Origin of the sequence: Lentimicrobium saccharophilum (assembly GCF_001192835.1) — a bacterium.
Classification (GTDB): Bacteria; Bacteroidota; Bacteroidia; order Bacteroidales; family Lentimicrobiaceae; genus Lentimicrobium; species Lentimicrobium saccharophilum.
Map to the genome: position 1 here is coordinate 2,681,465 of NZ_DF968182.1, position 15,003 is coordinate 2,696,467.

Below are 15,003 nucleotides of genomic sequence, written 5' to 3' on the forward strand. Positions count from 1 at the left end.
TGAAATAATTCGCAATTTATCAGAGCCGGGCTATATTTGCAGGGAACGATAAAGCATCCTGGCTGAATGGTTTGAACCGGTTCCATTAAAATACCGGCTATTCCGGCAGGCAAATGCCCGTAAAGTTCACAATATCGACCATTAAATTTCTTAGCCCGCAACAGCGTATGATCAGGTTATCAGTAGTGATCATTACATACAATGAAGAACGCAATATTGGGCGCTGTCTTGAATCGGTGCACAGTATAGCCGATGATATTGTGGTGCTTGATTCGATGTCAACCGATAAAACGGAAGATATTTGCAAAGCGCACGGGGCAAGGTTTGTCCAACACAAGTTCGAAGGCCATATTGAACAGAAAAACAGGGCGATAAATCATGCCCTGTACCCCCATATACTGTCTCTTGACGCGGATGAAGCCCTGGATGAAACCCTGACAGAATCCATACGAAAGGTTAAAGAGGACTGGAAACATGACGGATATACCATGAACCGCCTGACCAACTATTGCGGAAAGTGGATATACCATTGCGGTTGGTATCCTGACCGTAAACTCAGGTTGTGGGACTCCCGCAAAGGGCGCTGGGGAGGCGAAAACCCACACGACAGGTTCGAGCTCACCGAAAAAGACGCATCCACGGCTCATCTGGAAGGAAACATCCTTCATTACAGCTATTATACCCTCAACGATCACTACAGGCAGGTGGAATACTTTACCACCATCCTTGCAAGAACACAGTTCAACAACGGAAAGCGTGCCCCCTGGCTGGTAATGGTGATAAGTCCTTTTGTGAAATTCCTGCGCGACTACTTTATTAAACTCGGTATACTTGACGGCCGGGCAGGCTTTACCATCTCGCGCATAAGTGCCTATGCAACCTATCTGAAATACAGGAAAATAAGGCAACTTCAGCAATCGAAAAACAAACGGGCTTGAGCAGACAACGCAATTACCGGAAGATCATCATCAGCCGCACCGACAGTATTGGCGACGTGGTGCTTACCCTGCCCCTGCTTGGTCTGCTCAAAAAATACTATCCCGGAACGGACATTGTATTTCTCGGGCAGTCCTATACCAGAGCGGTGGTAAAAGCCTGCGAACACGCTGATGAATTTATCGACTGGAAAGAGATATCGTCATTGCCGTTTCCGGAACAGGTTAAGTTTATGCACAACCTGCAGGCCGGACTTATCCTGCATGTATTCCCTGTAAAGGAAATTGCACACCTGGCAAAACGTGCCGGTATTCCTGAACGGATCGGATCCACCGGACGGCTTTATCATTATTCTACCTGCAACAAACTGGTAAGACTTTCAAGAAAAAACTCCCCCCTGCACGAAGCAATGCTAAACATCAGACTGACTTCCGGCCTGCTGAAAGGGTCCATGATTCCGGTGGAAGACATTCCCGGCCTTTATGGAATGAACCGGATAAAAAGCCTCCCGGAACCTCTTGAATCCCTGATCGACCGCGCACGGTTCAACCTGATTCTGCATCCGAAATCAAAAGGAAGTGCCCGTGAGTGGGGCAGTGCCAATTTCGCGAAACTATCGGCCATGCTTCCTGCATCAGAATATAAGGTATTTATTACCGGAACAGCGGCTGAAGGCGCCATGCTGAAAGAAGAAGGCTTTTTTGATAAGGCCGGTGAAGTGACTGATACTACAGGAAAAATGAGTCTGGATGAAATGATTTCGTTCATCAATACAGCTGACGGCCTGATCGCAGCCAGCACAGGTCCGTTGCATCTGGCCGCTGCACTGGGCAAGGTGGCGCTGGGTATTTATCCACCTATCCGGCCTATGCATCCCGGACGCTGGGCCCCACTGGGTAAAAGAGCTGATTACCTTGTTGCAGATAAGGAATGCAGCCAATGCAGAAAAACAGGCCCCTGCCAATGTATGCTGAGCATCAGCCCTTTGCAGGTAAAACAAAAACTTGATTCGTTGGTTAACCCATAACTTTATAGAACCAAAGCTATGCACAAAGACGGTGAATGGTTTGTCATTGTCAATCCTAATGCCGGTCGGCGTAAAGGAGAGAAGGACTGGCTTGAAATAGCACGACTGATGAACGAGGCAGGCATCAGCTTTACCAATGTCTTCACCGAGCACCCCAACCACGCGGTAAGGCTTGCCCGCAAACATATCGAGGCCGGATTCAGAAAGATCATCGTGGTGGGTGGCGATGGCACCCTGAATGAGGTGGTGAACGGCATCTATACCCAAAAGCGTTTGCCGCCCGCCGAAATCACCCTGGCCATGATCCCGGTGGGAACCGGAAATGACTGGGGCCGGTCATTCAACATTCCCCTGGATTATAAAGGTGCCATTGATGTGATTGCACGCGAAAATACCAGACTCCAGGATGTGGGCAAAGTAAGCTATCACAGCAAGGACCTTCAGAAACAACGGCATTTTATCAACATGGCCGGGCTTGGATTCGATGCCATGGTAGCCAAACGCACCAACAAGGTGAAGCAGGAAGGCAAAAGCGGCCCCTTCTCATACCTGATCAGCCTCTTTACCAGCCTGATCAGTTACAAAGCGACTTATGCCAGGGTAAAGGTTGACGGACAGGAACTGAAAGCGGGCGTTTTCACCATGAGTGTCGCCATCTGCCGCTTTAACGGAGGAGGGATGATGCAGGCGCCGAATGCCATCCCCGACGACGGCCTCTTCGATGTAACCGTAATCACCCGCGTGAGCAGACTGCTGGTTATCCGCAGCGTGAAAAAGCTTTACGATGGCTCTTTTCTGAAACTTCCCCAGGTAAAGACATTCAGGGGAGCAAAGGTGGAAATAGAGTCGGATCAACCCATGTACCTCGAAACCGACGGCGAATCGCTCGGACATACACCTATGAATTTTGAAGTAATTCCGCTGGGGATTACTGTTGTGGCCGGGAACTAAACATTTTCCAGCCCGCCGGACTTAATTGCATTAGAACAGACAAGCTCTTGGCAGGAATATATATCCATATCCCCTATTGCAGGCAAAAATGCCACTACTGCAACTTTTTCTCGGTCGCTTCCACGAAGTTTATGCCCGAAGTCGCTTCGGCTATTGCCCGCGAAGCTGTGCTCCAGCATTCGTATCTTAACGACGCAACAGTTTCATCAGTTTATTTCGGCGGCGGAACCCCTTCCCTGCTCAATTCTGCTCTCCTTGGCGGGATTATGGATGCCGTTACAAACAACTTTTCCCTTTCGGGGGATGCGGAAATCACCCTGGAAGCAAATCCAGACGATGTGAGCCGTGATAGTCTGAAAGCCTGGAAAGAGCTCGGCATCAACCGGCTGAGTATGGGCGTTCAGTCTTTCCGTAATGAAGATCTGCGCTATCTGAACCGCATCCACACAGGAAGCAAGGCCCTGGAATGCATTGACCTGGCGCAGGATAACGGATTTGAAAACCTCACCATTGACCTTATTTACGGATTCCCGGTGCTGAGCGACGAGGCCTGGCTCGGGAACCTTCAGCAGGTCATCAACAGAAAAATCCCGCACCTTTCGGCTTACGCGCTCACGGTAGAACCGCGCACAGCACTCGATGTGATGATCCGCAAGGGGAAAATTGCCCCGGTGGAGGAAGGTCAGGCGGTGCGGCATTTCGAACTGCTGATGGAAGCCATGGAAAAAGCCGGATACCTGCATTATGAAATCTCCAACTTTTGCAAACCTGACCGGTATGCCAGGCATAATACTGCCTACTGGAAAGGCGAACCCTACCTGGGACTGGGCCCGTCGGCGCACTCTTTCAATGGAGGATCAAGGCAATGGAATGTTTCAGGAATCGGAGAATACCTGCAGGCCATCGAAAGCGGAAAAATTCCGCATGACATTGAAATCCTTGAAATAAATCAGCAATTCAATGAATATGTAATGACCGGACTGCGAACCATGTGGGGCTGCCGGGAAAGCGAAATTGCACTTCGGTTCGGAAAAGATTACCTGAGTCATTTCGTGAAAGGCATCGTTAAATACGTTGCTTCAGGCCATATCCTGAAAGACCACGAAGTTTATATCCTGACCAATAAAGGGAAACTTATGGCCGACGGCATTGCGGCAGATCTGTTTGCGGACGACGGATTGTAAATATTGACATCAGAACGGAACGTTTGCATCAGTCCGGAACACACGGTTATTCTCCATACATTCGCTTCACTAAATAATCCATGACTTCCATGAGAAAACTGTTACTGCTGATATCCGTAACTTTATTGGCCGGCTGCTCCCATAAAATAAGCACAAATTTTCAATCCGCGACTCCGGCACCGGCAGATACCTTATGCAACCCTGAAATTCTGAAAAACAGCGACCTTTTCGGACTCGATGCCCAATATCTGGGAAGTATAACGCTGGATGAGCCAATCGTTTACATGCGCCGGAAAGTTTGCTCTGAAGAGGCAGCCATTGAAATATTAAAATCCAATGCATGTAGCCTGAATGCCAACCTCATAAATATCATTCTGGAAATCAAACCGGGAGCAGATTATCCCCCATATCACAGAAGTGCCTGTTACAGATGCATTGCAAAATATTACTACGTTAAAATAGATGAAAATTCAAAGCCCATCCTTAAAGAAGATGTCCGGAAAACGATCAGCTGGGAGGATAAAACAAAAATCAGATGGGACAATTTTATGATAGAACTGCCGGAGTCAAGCGAAGTCCCATACGAGTTTATCTCAAGAATTTTTGTAAGCTGGAAATGGTCACACTGGACGGGAGTTTGTAAAAATTATAAAGCTCAGGCGGTTTTTTACAGCGATATCTCGAAGGTTAAGAAATCATTTAAAACCACCGAAAATGAAAAACATATTAAGTTGCTCTTTACTTTAACCCAACTCTATGCAAAAAGGTTAGAGAACAATCTGAATTCATGGAAGCCAATAATTGGAAACAGGAAGAAATTATTCAGCATAATCAATTGGTATCATATGGATTTGGAAAACGCTAAAACAAGGTTTTATGAGGAGACAGAATACGGTGAAAATGAAGCGGCTCTTAAAAAATGGGAAGACGAAATAAATACAGAATTGGAGCAGCTTACCAATGGTGAGAAAGACCCCAACGAGAAGTAAAGCATGTTGCGATGCATTTGCAGGCAATGACAGGTGCAGGAAAATGTTATTTTCTTTATTTCTCACATATGGATTTCGATGTTGTCGCAGACTACGCCGAACAGTCATTTATCATTGCTTTTCAGCACAATCCGTATGGTAACCGGCTGGTGGTCGGCTTCGGTAAAACCGGTTTCGGTAGTTTCAACGTTCAGCAAGTCAATATTGGGTGATAATACAAAGAAATCAATCAGGGTGGTTCTGGTTTTGCCTGCCGTATAAGGGATGTTTACATCACGGTTGGTGCTATGCAGGGGATCATAGGCAAACTTCCAGCCTTCAGGCAGAAAATCATCAGGAATGGGAGGCTCGATCAGTTTTGGCAGGTATTGCGGCAGCAGCAGGGCTGTGTCGAATCCCACCGGATTCTGGTTCCAGTCGCCCCCTATCAGTACAAAATTTCCTTTGGTATATTCGGTTTCCATCAGTTCCCTGAGCTGGGCAAGTTCGGTTTTGCGAATCTCCGCTGCATCACTGAAGGCCGAATTGTGGGTGTTAACCAGTACCAGTTCTTTCCCGAATCCCGCATTATACCTGGTTACCAGGTAACAACGCTTCAGCATAAACAGTCTCATCGGCCATGAGTAGCCTGATTTAAATGCAACCCGAACCGCACCGGAGGGTGTATGCTTTGACAGGGTTAAAAGTCCTGCCCTGACCTTCCCCATAGGGTTGGTGACCGGTAAAGGCACCCAGGCCTGATAGTTCATGGCGAAGTAATTTCCGAAATCGCTGAAATGATCCGTGACCATCTTCAACTGATTCGAATACCAGCTTCGTCTGGCACATGCATCCACCTCCTGCAGCAACATAAAGTCATGTCCTGAAAAGGTCTCCAGCCTTTTCAGGACGCCGTCTTCATATACCGATAATTGTTCCCTGCCGGGCCGGGCCATCTTTCCGCCTTCATAAAAAAAGTCCATTTCGGCGCCCAGACCGCAATAGCCGATGTTGTAAGTTGTTATTGTCATTGTATCGGGAACAATTCCCGCCTGCCCTTCCACAGGAAGATGAACCATTTCACCGGGGCTGAACTCCCGGATGGTTTGCCAGGCAAGAAAACCTGCAATCAGAATCAGCAAGGCAAGCAGGATGCCGGCTAAAACGCGCAGCATGGCTGAAATTGTTCTTTTCACGGTCATGACAGGAATGTTTATGAAATATTCTCAAATTTATAACAAAAATCCTGAATTTCAACTCCCGGAATCAGCCCGGTTTCTCGTACACGGAACTGAAGTGACGTGGATTCCTGTATGGATAAATCCGGATATAATTATCCTGACTCATTCCTGGTTGTAACCATTATGCGGATATACTATCTAACCTCCGGTTATTACAGGCCTGAAGCCGTATTTGATGAGAAATCAAAAAATAATTAATTTTACATCCCGATAATCGCAGTTTAATAAAGAAACCGTCATATGCCAATCCTTGGTTCCATCATCAAGAGCGCGATAGAATTCCCCAGTAAGATACCTCTTGAAAAAATCAGGCGTTTATCGCCCGAAAAGCAACAGATGGCTACATTAAAAAAGCTCCTTCGCGAGGCCCAGTACACCGCGCTTGGTGAAACCTATGAATTTGGCAATATGCTCAGGCAGAAGGACTTCATTCAGGCATTCCGCCAAAAGGTCCCCTTGCATGACTACAATGCCATTCATCAGCGCTGGTGGTACCGCACACTGAACGGTGAAGCGTTTGTAAGCTGGCCCGGTAAGGTGAAGTATTTTGCCCTGAGTTCGGGAACCAGTGAAGCTTCCAGCAAATACATCCCGGTGACGGCAGATATGCTCAGGGCGATCAAGAAAACCAGCATCAGGCAGATTTTTTCGCTGGCCAGGTATGACTTCCCGCGCGAATTTTATGAACGCGGCATCCTGATGCTCGGCGGCAGCACCCATCTGCAGTTCAACGGCACCTATTACGAGGGTGACCTTTCGGGAATTACAGCCGGAAATATTCCTTTTTGGTTCCAGCACTTTTATAAACCAGGCAAACGCATCTCGAAAGAGCGTGACTGGACCACCAAACTCGATGAGATCGTCAAGAATGCAAAGAACTGGGATATCGGCGTGATCGTCGGCGTTCCCGCATGGCTGCAGATACTGATGGAAAGAATCATCAAACACTATAATGTAAAGACGATTCATGATGTCTGGCCGAACCTGTCGATATACGTTCACGGCGGAGTTTCGTTCGCCCCTTACGCCAAAACATTTGAAAAGTTGCTTGCCCGGCCGATTACATACATTGAAACCTATCTTGCTTCGGAGGGGTTTATTGCCTATCAGTCGCGCCCGAATACCAATGCGATGCAACTGGTGCTCGACAACGGGTTATTCTTTGAATTTATCCCTTTCAATGACAAAAACTTTGACCATGAAGGCCATTTCCTTCCTGATGCTGAAACCCTTACCATTGATCAGGTTGAGGAAGGAAAAGAATATGCCCTGATACTGTCCTCCTGCGCCGGCGCCTGGAGATACCTGATCGGCGACACCATCAAATTTACCAGCAAGGCCTTGTCAGAAATTGTGATTACAGGCAGGACCAAACATTTTCTGAACCTCTGCGGGGAACACCTTTCGCAGGAAAACATGAACAGGGCCATACAACTGCTTGAAGAACAGACAAATATTCCCGTACCTGAGTTTACCGTTGCCGGAATCAAACATGACAGTATGTTTGCCCATAAATGGTACCTGGGAACCCCTTCCGATCTATCAACCCTTGATGTGAAAGCCATCCGCGACCGCATTGACCAGAACCTGAAGGATCTGAACGATGATTATCGTGTGGAGCGTATTGCCGCCATCCGCGAAGTGCTGGTTGAAGTGCTGCCGTTGCAGCTTTTCTATGATTACATGAAAATCCTGGGCAAAGAGGGCGGACAGCACAAGTTTCCGAGAGTTATAAAAAATGAAAAGCATCTTCACTGGGAAGAATTTCTTGACAAAAACTACCGGAACAGAATGTAAATTCCGGCCGGTATCAAACACCGGCTACAGGAACGGGTTAATATATGATATGCAAGTAAGAACAATCGCATCCATCAGATAATATGCACCCTTTTCTCGAAGGTATGATTCTGGGACTGACCCTGGCCATAATGCTTGGCCCGGCTATGTTTTCGCTGATTCAGACCAGCATTCACAGGGGGCTGTACAGGGGCATTCTGCTTGCAGCCGGCATATTTCTGAGCGACCTCGTCCTGGTTTTACTCTGCTACCTGGGCGCCTTACAAGTGTTTGGCAATCAACGCAACTATCTGATGTTCGGAATAATAGGCGGAATTATTCTGGTAGCCTTCGGTATTGTGACATTCCTGCGTAAAGTTCATATTGCCGATGATAACAGCCTGATGGAAGTGAAAATGCCGGGGCCGCTCACCTATATTTTCAAAGGTTTCTTCCTGAATTTCGCCAATCCCTTTGTATGGATTTTCTGGATTTCGGCAATGGTAACCGTCAGCAGTAGCCATGAAGCCGATTCAAGCGCAATTGAAGCATTTTTCAGCGGAACCCTGCTCACCATTTTTGCCACCGACATGGTCAAGGTGGTTGTTGCCAGCCGTTTAAAACATTACCTCAAGCCCCGCTTCCTGATTATGATTAACCACGCGGTTGGAATATTGCTGGTTATTTTTGGGATTTACCTGGTAGTCAGAACATTTATGAACTTCTGAAACAAACGGTTAACAAGGGTCAGGCTTCCCCGGCTTCCGGAATTTTAATATCTTTGATATTCAGCTGAATGGACTTCTGATTGTTCCATTCATTTTCCTCTATGTGGTAGCATATGCTGAAGGGTTTCCCCTGGCAGATGTAAGGATAATAATCACCCTGTTGGAAGGCAATTGCCGGGAAGGGCGATGAAGAGATTTCGGGATGTCCGATGGTCAGTTTCAGGTGGTTCTTGCCGACAATCCTGCCGTATCCGTTGTCTATCACACTGTCGGTCTGGAATACCGGCGACATATTTCCAGGGCCGAAAGGGGCAAACTGCTTCAGCACCTTGAAAAATTTTGGCCCGATTTCATTCAGGTTGATCCTGAGGTCAATTTCCACTTCCGGAGATAGCATATCTTCCGTAATTCCGCGGCTCACCACCTGTTCGAATTTTTCGATGAATTCGTCCAGTTTTTCCGGTTTTAGTGAAAGACCGGCAGCATACTTGTGCCCGCCGAAATGTTCGAGCAGGTCGCTGCACTCGTCAATGGCATCATAGATATCAAAATCCTTGATCGAGCGCGCCGAACCGGTTACCAGACCATTTGAATGGGTAAGCACAATGGTAGGCCGGTAATAAACCTCTATCAGTCTCGAAGCTACAATCCCAATTACGCCTTTGTGCCATTCCGGATGATACACCACTGTTGATTTCGCCTTCAGGAGTTTCTGGTCGTTCTTAATGGCATCCAGGGCCATATCGGTAGTGGTGGAGTCGAGGTCGCGGCGGGTGGTATTTAAATCGTTGATCTGCTGCCCGATAATTTCGGCTGTCTCTGCATTGTTGCAGATCAGCAGTTCCACCGAATTGCGGCCGCTTTCGATGCGTCCTGCCGCATTGATGCGGGGACCAAGCAGGAATACAAGATCCGAAATGGTCAGTTCCCGCGTGAAAATACAATCTGTATCATCGCCGTTATTGCCGTTATTCACCAGCTCCTCTACCAGTCTTACTTCAGCGCCCGGCTTCCGGTTGATATTTGAAAACTTCAATATGGCTTCGAAGCCGGGCCTCGGATTGCTGTTGATGAGTTTCAGTCCGTAATAAGCCAGAATCCTGTTTTCGCCGGTGATGGGCACGATGTCAGAAGCAATGCTTACCACCACCAGGTCGAGGTACTTGTAGAGGCTTTCGAATGCGATGTTCCGGCGTTGTGCAAGTGCCTGTATCAGTTTAAATCCCACGCCGCAGCCCGAAAGTTCCTTGTAGGGATAATCGCAGTCGGGACGCTTGGCATCGAGTACCGCAACCGCATCGGGCAAATGATCGTCGGGCCTGTGATGGTCGCAGATAATAAAATCCACCTGATATTCATTGGCTTTGCGGATTTTCTCAATGGCCTTGATTCCGCAATCGAGGGCGATTACCAGTCTGAAATTATTGTCATGCGCGAAATCAACCCCCTTAAAAGAAATACCATAACCTTCGGAATAACGGTCGGGAATATAAAAATCAAGGGCTTCATGCCCCAGTTCTTTCAAAAACGTATAAACCAGCGATACGGCAGTAGTGCCATCCACATCGTAATCACCATAAACGAGAATTTTCTCTTTGTTTTCCAGTGCTTTTACGATGCGCTCCACGGCTTTATCCATATCCTTCATCAGGAAAGGATCATGCAACTGACTGAGCGACGGCCTGAAAAAATCCTTCGCCTCTTCAAATGTACTCACCCCCCGCTGCACCAGCAACTCGGCCAGTACAGGACCAATCCCAAGCTCAGCGGACAAAGCGGCAACCTTATCGGGATTGCCCCGCGCTTTCAGTACCCAGCGTTTCTGCATTTTTCTATATTTTCGAATGGTAAAATTAGGGATTATGAAGTAAAGATGGAAGGAAAAATTAAAGGATAATCTCAAAGCCCGGATAATCAGGCTGCCAGGCTTAGATAACAATGGCTTGAAGATAAAATGCTGATACTATCCAAACTGGTATTATTCCGGAGATAATTCCTTCGGGCTGTATTGCCGTTTCAGCCAGCTGCTGAGGCCATCGAGGCCCGGGAAGAGCACCCTTTCGGTGATATTGGCCTGGTCGAGTTTGTCGCGTATTTCCCATTTAAGTGAAGCCGGGATAATGATCCGGTAAAAAAGTTCGGGATGATCCTCAAGCCAGTGGTTCATCAGCAGACTGGAACCTGACATCAGCGAAAAAAGTGCGTGCTGGTTAACAATGCGCTCGTCCATCGACGGAGGCTCCAGAAATATCACAAACCGCCTTTCATGCAGGGTATCCAGCTGTTTTAAGGAGTTACATTGTGTATCAAGCATTTGCGGGGTAAATACGTTGGATCCTTCCTCCATAATGGTGGTGTGCAGCGGAGCCGGCAAAAACTCACTGGATTTCACATAGTTCATGCACCAGATTACCCCGTCGATGTCGAACTTCTGCAGATTGGCCGTGGCAAAATGCAAGGCAACAAAAGGTGAGTACGTCCAGTCGAGCAGACGGGTGGGCAACCCGTGGTGCTGGGCCAGGGCCATCAGGTTCCACACCGATTCACCAGGCACGGCATTGCGGTGGGCATATTTCCTGAAGTTGCGCAACAGATGACGTTCCAGATCGCTGTATGGCCCTTCAAGGCGCATCAGGCTTGTTTTCAGCTCATAACGCGCATCCGACAACCCCCTGAAAATAAAAGAGGAACGGAACCTTCCCAGGCGCTGATCATATGCATCGCGAAAGAGCAGATCCTGTAATTCTATCCAGCTGTTGGCGGTTAGGTCGTTGAGCATATCGTTGATGTGTTTAGGTGTTCGGGTACGCAGGTGCTCGGGTGTGCTGGTGTTTGGGTGCGCTGGTACCGGGTATGACCATGAAGCAGGTTTTTCCGGAGATTAATCATTCGGCCCGAAACCATCCGGCCAGGATTGCATCCCGGAGCCGGCAATTTCAGAAGGTCGACCTCATGGCTTCTACCGGATCGAGTCGCGAAGCCGACCAGGCAGGCAGGAAACCCGACACAAGTCCGATGAACGCTGAAACACTGACACCAAGAATAATATTTCCTGCCGTCAGTATCAGATTCATGTCAAAAGCGGCAGAAATGGCCAGGGTGATTACAAAAATAATCAGCAGACCTACAATCCCGCCGAAAAGGGAGAGAAACACCGCTTCGAACAAAAACTGCAGCAAAATAAAATAGTTTTTTGCGCCCATGGCTTTCTGAATCCCGATTTGCGCAGTACGTTCCTTTACTGAAACAAACATTATGTTGGCTATTCCAAAGCCTCCGACCAGCAGCGAAAAACCGCCAATGATCCATCCAACCAGCGAGATCACGCTGAAAAGACTGTCAAAGCCTTGCGAAATCACGCTGGTTTCGTTGATGGCAAAATCGTCTTCCACACCGGGCTTAAGCTTTCGTACCGAACGCATAATACCGGTAAGCTCATCCCGGAGTTCATCATTGCTGACCTGGGGCTTAGCCCTGACCATAATAGCCGCGCCGAGATTGTCGCGTTTAAGGTCAATGAAATTCCGTGCAAAGTTCACCGGCAGAATCACCTGATCGTCATTGGAATCGCCGAAGTTTACGTTGCCTTCCTTTTTGAGCAAGCCGATCACTTCAACCTTTTGTCCGAATACCTTGATGCGCTGCCCTACAGGGTTGGGTATGGTAAAAAGGTTTTTCACGATATCGCTTCCTATGATGGCTACCGGCCGGCCTCCTGCCGATTCTTCGGTGGTAAAATACCGCCCTGTCGTGAATTCGATGGGGGTTACATCGCTGTATTCGTGTGATACAGCAACGATGGTGGCGTTTTCGACCGCCGCATTTTCAAACTTAACGGTCCTGTTAAGTGCCACCATGTATCCGCTGGCCTCCGTGGCCTGGCTCCTGCGCTGAATCTCGGCCAGGTCGGTCATGGAGGGCTCCGGGCGTTTCATATATTTCCACCAGGGATAATCACTTCCACCAAAGGCCCATGGCCATTTCTGAACATATAACACATTGCTGCCCAATGTATTTATACTATCTCGTATGGTCCTCTCCACCGAATCGAAAACCGTAAAAACTGAAATAATGGAGAAGATGCCGATGGTGATACCCAGGAGTGAAAGCAGGGTGCGAACTTTATTCACAACAATGGCCGTAAGCGCGAACATGTAGCTTTCACGGATAAGCCGGATAAATATCAGCGATCTTTTCATCAGTATAGCTCTGAGGGTTGGTAAAGGTAAGAAAAATCAGAATCAGGGAATCCTTGAGTTCAAAATTACAGGCTTTCCGCTTATACTGCAGAAGTTTGAGATAAATGTGACAGCCACAAACTATATGACAGGAAAAATTGCTGAAGATTTTACCTGTTAACCAATAACAGACAGGTGGTTCCATGGTCCGACCAATTCCGGAGAGGGAAGTGCAACACCTGACAGATCAATCCTACCTGCCATTACCGGGAAGTCCGGGCAAGTTTAATGTTTTATTGTATAAATCTTTTCAACTGAACGATTTCATCCTTGCAAACTCAGCCGATTTTTAATAAACTTGCACAGCCGTAAAGAGCGGGATGCTTTTCCGGTATTACTTTGTATTACTGACAAATACACTACGTTGTAATTGATCACATTTAGTAATCCTACCGCTTCAATCAGGGAGAATAAAATATGAGCGAAAAAAAACAGATCAGGTCGGCCCTGATATCGGTGTATCATAAAGACGGCCTTGAACCGGTCGTAAAGTTATTGAATCATTGCGGTGTTGCCATATATTCCACCGGGGGAACCCACAGGTTTATTGAATCGCTGGGCATTCCGGTACAAACAGTAGAATCGCTGACCGATTATCCCTCCATTCTCGGAGGAAGGGTAAAGACGCTTCACCCAAAGGTATTCGGTGGCATTCTGGGCCGTCGCGACAACATCGCTGATCAGTCAGAAATGCAGCAATACGGCATTCCGCCCTTCGACCTGGTGATTGTGGATCTCTATCCGTTCGAAAAAACGGTGGCTTCAGGGGCCGGGCATCAGGAGATTATCGAAAAGATTGATATCGGCGGGATCTCCCTGATCCGTGCCGGCGCCAAAAACTACCGTGATGTGCTGATCGTTCCCGACGCAAAACATTATGCTGAATTGTTAGAGATATTAGGTGCTGACACCTGCTTTGTTTCGGAAGAAGAGCGCCTGCGTTTTGCCGCCTATGCTTTTGCCATGTCGTCGCATTATGATTCAGCCATTTTCAGGTATTTCTCCGGCCTTACAGGATACCGCGAATTCCGTCAGAGCAATGGCAATGCACACCTACTTCGGTATGGCGAAAACCCGCATCAGCAGGGTGAGTTTTTCGGCAGGCTCGACGAGGTATTCACCCAGTTACACGGCAAGGAACTCTCGTACAATAACCTGCTTGACCTTGACGCAGCCATCGCGTTGATCAGCGAATTCAGCACAACAACTTTTGCCATCATAAAGCACAACAACGCCTGCGGCATTGCTTCGCGCGAAAACCTTGTTGATGCCTGGACCGCAGCCCTGGCAGGCGATCCTGTATCTGCCTACGGGGGAGTGCTGATAACCAACGCTGTGGTAGATGAAGCAACCGCATCTGAAATCAACAAATTATTTTTTGAAATTATCCTTGCACCCGGGTACGAAAAAAATGCGCTGGAGCTTCTGCAAACAAAGAAAAATAGAGTAATTTTGCAGGCTAAATCGTTTGATTTTCAGGGCAAACAGTTCAGAAGCCTTTTAAACGGCGTATTACAGCAAGATAAAGATACTAAGTCGGAAACCCCTGACGGGCTCAGGATAGTTACGGACAAGGCTCCTTCAACGGCTGAAGTAGCAGACCTGCTGTTCGCAAATATTGTGGTAAAGCACAGCAAATCAAATGCAATTGTTCTGGCGAAGAACGGGCAGATGCTGGGCAGCGGCGCCGGGCAGACGTCAAGGGTGGATGCGCTGAAACATGCCATTGAAAAGGCAGGCGCTTTCGGATTCGATCTGAAAGGGGCGGTCATGGCATCCGATGCCTTTTTCCCGTTTGCCGATTCGGTGGAACTGGCCCATAAGGCCGGCATCACCGCGGTGATTCAGCCCGGAGGATCGGTAAGGGACGAAGACAGCGTGAGTTATTGCAACCAACACGGCCTGAGCATGGTATTCACCGGCATCAGGCATTTTAAGCACTGATAATAAAGAT

12 protein-coding genes are annotated in these 15,003 nt (G+C 47.9%); 8 read left to right on the forward strand and 4 right to left on the reverse strand.

Translation table 11 applies throughout. The features are described 5' to 3' along the window. The first annotated feature begins 113 nt into the window (after positions 1 to 113). The 5 genes from TBC1_RS10345 to TBC1_RS10365 all read left to right on the forward strand — a co-directional run bounded on the left by TBC1_RS10345 (position 114) and on the right by TBC1_RS10365 (position 5,087). Complete coding sequence (locus tag TBC1_RS10345; protein ID WP_201781649.1) at positions 114 to 938, forward strand: glycosyltransferase family 2 protein; 825 nt, start codon at positions 114 to 116, stop codon at positions 936 to 938. Then, entirely contained in the window at positions 935 to 1,963 is a 1,029-nt protein-coding gene (locus TBC1_RS10350; RefSeq protein WP_062041814.1) for a glycosyltransferase family 9 protein, read from the forward strand. The genes TBC1_RS10345 and TBC1_RS10350 overlap by 4 nt, the downstream gene beginning before the upstream one ends. 18 nt (positions 1,964 to 1,981) lie before the next feature. Beyond that, on the forward strand, positions 1,982 to 2,914 hold the full coding sequence (locus tag TBC1_RS10355) for a diacylglycerol/lipid kinase family protein (protein WP_062041816.1): 933 nt from the start codon (positions 1,982 to 1,984) through the stop codon (positions 2,912 to 2,914). Between the two features lie 47 nt (positions 2,915 to 2,961). After that, positions 2,962 to 4,098, forward strand: coding sequence for a radical SAM family heme chaperone HemW (gene hemW, locus TBC1_RS10360; RefSeq protein ID WP_062041818.1), 1,137 nt, complete (start codon positions 2,962 to 2,964; stop codon positions 4,096 to 4,098). Positions 4,099 to 4,382: 284 nt separating this feature from the next. Beyond that, positions 4,383 to 5,087, forward strand: a complete 705-nt coding sequence (locus TBC1_RS10365) for a hypothetical protein (RefSeq protein ID WP_137305579.1) — start codon at positions 4,383 to 4,385, stop codon at positions 5,085 to 5,087. Positions 5,088 to 5,191: 104 nt separating this feature from the next. Here TBC1_RS10365 and TBC1_RS10370 read toward each other — a convergent pair whose 3' ends face one another. After that, positions 5,192 to 6,268, reverse strand: a complete 1,077-nt coding sequence (locus TBC1_RS10370) for an endonuclease/exonuclease/phosphatase family protein (protein ID WP_062041825.1) — start codon at positions 6,266 to 6,268, stop codon at positions 5,192 to 5,194. Between the two features lie 279 nt (positions 6,269 to 6,547). Here TBC1_RS10370 and TBC1_RS10375 point away from each other — a divergent pair, with 279 nt between their 5' ends. Both TBC1_RS10375 and TBC1_RS10380 read left to right on the forward strand, forming a co-directional pair. Next, positions 6,548 to 8,104 carry a GH3 family domain-containing protein gene (locus tag TBC1_RS10375; protein ID WP_062041828.1) on the forward strand — a complete coding sequence of 519 codons (1,557 nt, stop codon included), beginning with the start codon at positions 6,548 to 6,550 and terminating at the stop codon, positions 8,102 to 8,104. 83 nt (positions 8,105 to 8,187) lie between these two features. After that, a complete protein-coding gene (locus TBC1_RS10380; RefSeq protein WP_062041832.1) occupies positions 8,188 to 8,811 on the forward strand; it encodes a LysE family translocator in 624 nt (207 codons plus the stop codon). Positions 8,812 to 8,830: 19 nt separating this feature from the next. Here TBC1_RS10380 and TBC1_RS10385 read toward each other — a convergent pair whose 3' ends face one another. From TBC1_RS10385 to TBC1_RS10395, 3 genes are all read right to left on the reverse strand, one after another. Continuing rightward, positions 8,831 to 10,639, reverse strand: coding sequence for a single-stranded-DNA-specific exonuclease RecJ (locus TBC1_RS10385; RefSeq protein WP_062041835.1), 1,809 nt, complete (start codon positions 10,637 to 10,639; stop codon positions 8,831 to 8,833). A gap of 150 nt (positions 10,640 to 10,789) precedes the next feature. Next, complete coding sequence (locus tag TBC1_RS10390; protein ID WP_062041838.1) at positions 10,790 to 11,590, reverse strand: FRG domain-containing protein; 801 nt, start codon at positions 11,588 to 11,590, stop codon at positions 10,790 to 10,792. Positions 11,591 to 11,747: 157 nt separating this feature from the next. After that, positions 11,748 to 13,010, reverse strand: coding sequence for an ABC transporter permease (locus TBC1_RS10395; protein ID WP_201781650.1), 1,263 nt, complete (start codon positions 13,008 to 13,010; stop codon positions 11,748 to 11,750). A 456-nt stretch (positions 13,011 to 13,466) separates the two neighbouring features. Here TBC1_RS10395 and purH point away from each other — a divergent pair, with 456 nt between their 5' ends. After that, positions 13,467 to 14,993 (forward strand): bifunctional phosphoribosylaminoimidazolecarboxamide formyltransferase/IMP cyclohydrolase, encoded by a 1,527-nt coding sequence (purH, locus tag TBC1_RS10405; protein WP_062041844.1) that lies wholly within the window; start codon positions 13,467 to 13,469, stop codon positions 14,991 to 14,993. The last annotated feature ends 10 nt before the right edge of the window (positions 14,994 to 15,003 follow it).